The 6,407-nt window shown below is 48.6% G+C and carries 9 protein-coding genes and 1 pseudogene; 5 read left to right on the top strand and 5 right to left on the bottom strand.

The genetic code is table 11. The annotated features are described in order from the left end of the window. Both M8370_RS22700 and M8370_RS22695 read left to right on the top strand, forming a co-directional pair. A partial coding sequence (locus M8370_RS22700; RefSeq protein ID WP_250021788.1) for a hypothetical protein occupies positions 1-424 on the top strand: 424 nt, incomplete at its 5' end. Beyond that, entirely contained in the window at positions 421-1,197 is a 777-nt protein-coding gene (locus tag M8370_RS22695) for a site-specific integrase (RefSeq protein WP_023302478.1), read from the top strand. The genes M8370_RS22700 and M8370_RS22695, both read left to right, overlap by 4 nt. Positions 1,198-1,254: 57 nt before the next feature. On the opposite strand, the gene M8370_RS22690 is transcribed toward M8370_RS22695, so the two are convergent. Next, positions 1,255-1,512, bottom strand: a complete 258-nt coding sequence (locus M8370_RS22690) for a hypothetical protein (protein ID WP_000764642.1) — start codon at positions 1,510-1,512, stop codon at positions 1,255-1,257. A gap of 128 nt (positions 1,513-1,640) precedes the next feature. Next, the gene (locus M8370_RS22685) at positions 1,641-1,745 is read right to left on the bottom strand and encodes a hypothetical protein (protein ID WP_064161358.1); all 105 of its coding nucleotides are present in this window, start codon (positions 1,743-1,745) and stop codon (positions 1,641-1,643) included. Between the two features lie 534 nt (positions 1,746-2,279). Here M8370_RS22685 and M8370_RS22680 point away from each other — a divergent pair. Then, positions 2,280-3,146: a replication initiation protein gene (locus tag M8370_RS22680; RefSeq protein ID WP_023302476.1), complete on the top strand. Its 867-nt coding sequence runs from the start codon at positions 2,280-2,282 to the stop codon at positions 3,144-3,146. Between the two features lie 10 nt (positions 3,147-3,156). Here M8370_RS22680 and M8370_RS22675 read toward each other — a convergent pair whose 3' ends face one another. Together M8370_RS22675 and M8370_RS22670 are read right to left on the bottom strand one after the other, a co-directional pair. Beyond that, positions 3,157-3,663, bottom strand: coding sequence for a hypothetical protein (locus M8370_RS22675; protein WP_234451129.1), 507 nt, complete (start codon positions 3,661-3,663; stop codon positions 3,157-3,159). A gap of 131 nt (positions 3,664-3,794) precedes the next feature. Continuing rightward, positions 3,795-3,870 (bottom strand): annotated as a pseudogene (locus tag M8370_RS22670) (hypothetical protein); the annotation flags it as partial. Positions 3,871-3,999: 129 nt separating this feature from the next. Between M8370_RS22670 and M8370_RS22665 the strand changes: the two are divergent. Both M8370_RS22665 and M8370_RS22660 read left to right on the top strand, forming a co-directional pair. Further along, positions 4,000-5,205, top strand: a complete 1,206-nt coding sequence (locus M8370_RS22665) for an AAA family ATPase (RefSeq protein WP_006797591.1) — start codon at positions 4,000-4,002, stop codon at positions 5,203-5,205. Then, entirely contained in the window at positions 5,205-6,179 is a 975-nt protein-coding gene (locus M8370_RS22660) for a ParB family protein (protein ID WP_023302473.1), read from the top strand. Before M8370_RS22665 ends, M8370_RS22660 begins: the two co-directional genes overlap by 1 nt. A gap of 81 nt (positions 6,180-6,260) precedes the next feature. Here the strand turns inward: M8370_RS22660 and M8370_RS22655 are convergent. Beyond that, a partial coding sequence (locus M8370_RS22655; protein WP_250021789.1) for a DUF4113 domain-containing protein occupies positions 6,261-6,407 on the bottom strand: 147 nt, incomplete at its 5' end.

Here is a 6,407-nt window from a genome sequence, read left to right as displayed (position 1 = left end):
CCAGCCTGAGAGAAAAGCAGTCACGAATTACCCTGAACTGAATCTGATCGATGTCTCCGGTGACTGGCGGACTTTAGAGCCACGTCTTATGTATCGCATCCGTGAACTGCCGGTGCTCCAGGATGAGGCCCACAGGGCAATTGCATATGCCGCCGAATACTCCGACCCTCCTTGGCATAAGGACTATTTCAGGGAACGGCAGTATCAGTTCACGCGCTTGGGCATCAACGCTGTCATTCTTGCCGTCCGTCTGCGCAAGGCAACCGGGATGCCCGAAACACGTCTTACAGGTCATGATGAATGGTCTGCAGTTTCCGTGTTTCGTAAAGTCTGGAGACGCGAAAGAGCCCTGCGCGCTGCTGAAGCTACCCGCAACAGGGAGTGGAATCAAGTAGTGATACCTGATGGAATGTCAAACCAATGAGCGGCCTCTTATCATATTCTCACCCGCAGCAGCCGGCGCAAATGCCGGTGGCCATTGACTATCCCGCCGCGCTGGCCCTGCGCCAGATGGCGCTCGTTCAAGATGAACTACCGAAATACCTGCTGGCACCGGAAGTCAGCGCCCTGCTCCATTATGTGCCCGATTTGCACCGCAAGATGCTGCTGGCAACCCTCTGGAACACCGGCGCACGTATCAACGAGGCGCTGGCGCTGACCCGGGGGGATTTTTCGCTGTCCCCACCGTATCCGTTCGTGCAGTTGGCCACGCTCAAACAACGAGCGGAGAAATCGGCCAGAACAGCAGGCCGTGCCCCAGCAGGCAGTCAGGCCCACCGTCTGGTGCCCCTCTCCGATCACCAGTACGTCAGCCAGCTGCAGATGATGGTGGCCACCCTGAAAATTCCCCTCGAAAGACGAAACAAACGCACCGGCAGAATGGAGAAGGCGCGTATCTGGGAGATCACAGACCGTACCGTCCGCACCTGGCTTAGCGAAGCGGTGGAAGCCGCAGCGGCCGACGGGGTGACGTTCTCAGTACCGGTGACCCCCCATACGTTCCGTCACTCCTACGCGATGCACATGCTGTATGCCGGCATACCACTGAAGGTTTTGCAGAGCCTGATGGGCCACAAATCGATTAGCTCGACGGAAGTCTATACGAAGGTGTTTGCACTTGATGTTGCTGCGCGGCATCGAGTTCAGTTTCAGATGCCCGAAGCGGATGCGGTAGCCATGCTGAAAGGGAATATTTAAGTACTTAGGAGAATGATGCTGGCGAACGTCATGCTCGCCGGTGAGGTCTGTCAGAAGTTATCTGGACCAGCTGACGGGAATATCTGCTCTGTATTCCTCATACTGCTCATAGATCGCATGCTGAAGCATCGTAATACGTTCTGACAACCTGTTGGCGTCCGACATATGCCGCCATTCCCCCTCAATAGTGGTTTTCTGTCCATCCGGGAGATTGAGCGTGATCAATACCTTTGTATCACGAATAATCACCCCGTCAGTGAAAGAATTAAGACCACTCCTTACGGTATTATCTATCTGTATAGTTTCAAGTTTCATCTTGTTACCTCCTGTTGACCGGATCCCAAGCATAGATATCTGAATTCAAGTTGCCTAGTGAAATGTCTGGATATGCCGCATTTTTCCCCTTATACAGCGAAGCTGGCCAAAGGCCAGCCCGCATGGATTTATCGCTTTTGCCAGTAGATCAGCATGGCAAGGAACAGGATTGTTGCCCCCTGAGAAGCTGTCAGGAAAGTTTCTAGCAATGACATCATCGTAAAACTCCGCATTATTAATTTTAGGTGTGTGACTCAGGGGCCTTAGTCCCCCTTTTACAGGAAGTAGTGTTCTGTCACGACGGGAGCCAGGGTTAATAAAAACGATTCGAATATGTCTGCAGGGACGATAGAAATCTTCGTGCGGGTTGTCTCGCTGTAGCGGGCTCTGGAGAGCGACTCGGGGAGGAGTAGTATCTTCCGCCCACGGATATGATCGAGCCAGCAGTGCTCGCCGCAGCCGAGCGACAGGGCGAAGCCCCGAGTGAGCGAGGAAGCACCATGGAACAAAACTTATAAATTCTGCTTACGCTAAATGCCTGAAAAATCACCTCCCTCTCGGGGTTATCCACTTATCCACGGGCATATTTTTATAAAGTATTTTTTTATTCTTTTTCTATATTTTACACCTTTTAGGGAGCCTGAAAGCCGCGTACAGTGCGGCCTGAGAGGGGGCCTGTATGGGCAACTGGTAAACATAATATGGGAAATTAATCACGTATCCGTGGGTTTTGTGTCAACAAGCTATGGGATACGCATCAACAAGCTATGGGAAAGAGGTCAAGTTCAGTTCTCAATTATCCACTTGTGGATAAAGTGCAGATTTTTCCGGTGGATAACTATCGCGATAGCTTGCAATTTCTGTTTTCACTGTCATTATGGGTGGGTAAAAATTTACCCATAGGCATTGAAATGGATACTCAAGCACTCTTGCCAGCTACTAAAACGTTTAAAAAACGCGCCAGTATAAAGCAATCTAACGAATTGACCGAAGCTGCATATTACCTGCCTCTTCAGGCAAAACGTGTGCTGTGGTTATGCCTCATGCAGGCCTATTTTAATGACAACCAGGAAGATGACTCTGACGTATTGCCGCTCTTCAAAATCAGCGTTTCCGATTACGTCAAATACTTCAATGTCGCTACGTCTGTCGCCAGTCGTGATGTGAAGGCTGGGGTAAATGCTCTGGGCGAATCAACGGTTACCTTTTATCCAAAAGAAGGTGAGTTTGAAGAAGTTAAACGTCCGTGGCTGGCTGAAGCAGGAATGAAGCGAGGTCGGGGTTCCTGGCAGATTGAATTTAACTACAAGGTCATGCCATTCCTTGTCGGCTTAACCTCCCAGTTCACTACCTATTCTCTCTATGACTGTGGCCAGCTTAATAGTGTTCGTGTCATCCGCCTTTATGAAAGCCTGTGTCAGTTCCGGAGCACTGGTGTCTGGATCACCACACATGACTGGTTATGTGAAAGGTTTATGCTCCCTGCCTCGCAGAAAAACAATATTGCTGAAATGAAGCGTACCTTCCTGGAACCTGCTCTGAAGAAAATTAATGAGAAGACGCCATTAAAGGTAACATATACCACTGAAGAAGATGGTCGCTTGCTGTTTAATTTTCTTGATAAAAAACAATAGCCTGTATTTTTTATTTCCTCCCCCTTAGTTTGTTGCTGACATATGGGGGGATACTAAAATTGCTGTATTTCCCATAGTGCTTGCCTAACTTGACCTGTTTCCCGCAATCCCGGCTGTCCGCGTAGTTGACCTGTTTCCCACAGTCCCGGATGTCTGTAAAGTTGACCTGTTTTCCACAGTCCTGGCCGTCCGCGGAGTTGACCTGTTTCCCACAGTCCTGGCCGTCCGCGGAGTTGACCTGTTTCCCACAGTCCCGGACGTCTGCAAAGTTGACCTGTTTCCCACAGTCCCGGACGTCTGCAAAGTTGACCTGTTTCCCACAGTCCGGGCCGTCTGCAAAGTTGACCTGTTTCCCACAGTCCGGGCCGTCCGCGGAGTTGACTTGTTTCCCACACTCCCGGCCATCCGTGAAGTTGACCTGTTTCCCATAGTCCGGGCCGTCCGTGAAGTTGACCTGTTTCCCATAGTCCGGGCCGTCCGCGAAGTTGACCTGTTTCCCATAGTCCTGAGCGTCCATAAAGTTGACCTGTTTCCCACAGAGGATGGAAAACTCTTCTTGTGCTGAGCGTAAGAGCTATCTGCCGGAACGGTTCCTCTTCGCTTCCTCGCCAGTTCGCTCGCTACGCTCGGTTACATGGCTGCGGCGAGCGCTGATACCTTTCTCTATACCCTTTTGTACGACTTGTTGTGTGATGGTCATAAGTGCGTCTGCGTGTTGCGGCACTGTGATTGAGTGGCACGCCCGTCGAACTTCTCCCCCCTCCTGTTGAGAGCGAAATCAAAACAATATGATTTTTTGCTTGCAACATGACTCTTTTTGTTCAAAATGACAAAAAACGTCATGAGGTGATAAATGAACAATATTGAGCAGTTACGGAAAGTTGCTACACGTGCAGGTAAGCTTCTGACATCTTTGAGCGAGAGTATCCGCCAGCAAAAAGAGGAATTGAAGCTTACCGAGTTCTATCAGGAATACAGCAAAGCCGCTCTGTATAAGCTGCCTAAGCTCAGTAAAGGCAGTGTTGAGTATGCTGTGGCCGAAATGGAAGCCGGTGGCTACATTTTCAAAAAGAAACCTTCTGGTAATACGATGAAATACGCGATGACGATTCAGAATGTCATCGATCTGTATAACCACCGTAAAGTACCCAAGTACAGGGATCGCTTTGATAAAGCCTTTACGATTTTTGTATGTAATCTTAAAGGTGGTGGTTCCAAGACAGTTTCTACCGCTTCATTATCACATGCTTTTCGAGCTCATCCTCAGCTTCTGTTCGAAGACCTACGTATTCTGGCCATCGATTTCGATCCGCAGGCATCTCTGACAATGTTCCTGAGCCATGAAAATTCAGTGGGCCTGGTTGAAAATACGGCTGCTCAGGCCATGCTCCAGAACGTGTCTCGTGAAGAATTACTTTCCGATTTTATAGTACCGTCTATTATCCCTGGTGTTGATGTAATCCCCGCTTCCATTGACGATGCATTCCTTGCTGAAGGCTGGAAGGGATTGTGTGAAGAACATCTTCCAGGGAAAAATATTCATGCTGTGCTTAAAGATAACATTATCGATAAGCTCCAGCATGACTACGACTTTATTTTCCTTGATAGTGGTCCTCACCTTGATGCGTTCCTGAAAAACTGTATTGGGGCGGCAGACCTGATGTTGACCCCTCTTCCACCGGCTACGGTTGATTTTCATTCTTCCCTGAAGTTTGTGGCCAGCCTCCCTGCCCTCATAGATTCCATTGAAATGGATGGGCACACCTGCAATCTCATCGGTAATGTCGGCTTCATGTCCAAGATCCTGAACAAGTCTGATCACAAAATTTGCCATAGTCAGGCCAAAGAGGTTTTCGGTGCCGATATGCTAGACATGGTTCTGCCGAGACTGGATGGTTTCGAACGCTGTGGGGAGACTTTTGACACAGTTATTTCAGCAAATCCAGCAACCTATGATGGAAGTACAGAGGCACTAAAAAGCGCAAAATCAGCAGCGGAAGACTTTGCGAAGGCAGTCTTTGATCGCATCGAGTTCATTCGTACTAACGGAGGTATGTGATGTCGAATGAGAAAAGAAAAACCATCGGCAGACAGTTAAATACCCAGGCGTCAATTGCGGAAATGACGGACACCGGTAGAAGCCAGGTATTTACCTTAAAAACCGGCAGGAAGGTAACGTTCAGGTTTGTTCGGGTGCCTGCATCTGAAGTTGAAAGTAAGACCTTCGTAAACCAGGAAAACAACGGAAGAGATCAACTGGCACTGACCAGGGAGTCCCTGAAATCCATTATCCAGACGATTAAGTTTCAGCAGTTCTTTCCCTGTATTGGTATTAAGCAAAGTGAAAGGATTGAGATACTGGATGGTTCAAGACGGCGAGCCTCAGCAATTTTTGTCCGTTCAGGCCTTGATGTAATGGTTACCGAAGAGCATTTATCAGCTGATGAAGCTCGCCAACTGGCTAAAGATATCCAGACAGCTAAAGAACATAATCTTCGGGAGATTGGCCTGAGATTGATCGCTCTTAAAGAGTCCGGATTTAATCAAAAGGAAATTGCTGAACTGGAGGGGTTATCTCAAGCTAAAGTTACCAGGGCGCTGCAGGCGGCGGCCGTACCGCAAGACTTGATTTCTCTGTTCCCGGTTCAGTCGGAGCTATCGTTTAGTGACTATAAACTTCTTTTAGAAGTTAATGAAAAACTCAGTGAAAAGGGATTAACGCCTGAAGAACTCATTCAGTCTGTATCAGCTCAGCTCGATGCAATTTTGAGTGAAGGCGAGCGACCAGAAGACGAACAGAAAGCCAGTATACTGAAGCTGATTTCTCAGGCATCTCAGGCATTGATAGATCCATCTCCCAAGGAAAAGTCAGTGGTTTCCCCACTCTGGTCTTTTGAAGAAAAGGACAAGTTCGCGCGTAAGCGTGTGAAAGGGCGTACGCTGACTTATGAGTTTAGCCGTATGTCAAAAGTGATTCAGGATGAACTGGACAAGGCTATCAACGAGGTCCTTGACAGAAATTTGAGTCAATAATTTCGCCATGGCGATTTCACATCTAACTTATTGTAATTAGGCAGTTTAGGCTGAGAATTTCAAGGTGAAATCGCCAAAGTTTTACGCCAGTTTCGCTGCAGGAATATCTGACCATCGTGTCGTATAAGCAGGAGAAAGCATCTCCCGTTTCATTTGCCATTCCGGGGCAATACCCCGCCCCGCAAACCATACTTTACCCAGCCCTGAGTTGTTGATCCCGTCCAGAAC

Source organism: Enterobacter cloacae complex sp. OE43NF, from assembly GCF_023544405.1.
GTDB lineage: Bacteria > Pseudomonadota > Gammaproteobacteria > Enterobacterales > Enterobacteriaceae > Enterobacter > Enterobacter cloacae.
This window is presented reverse-complemented; position numbering and strand designations above follow the sequence as displayed.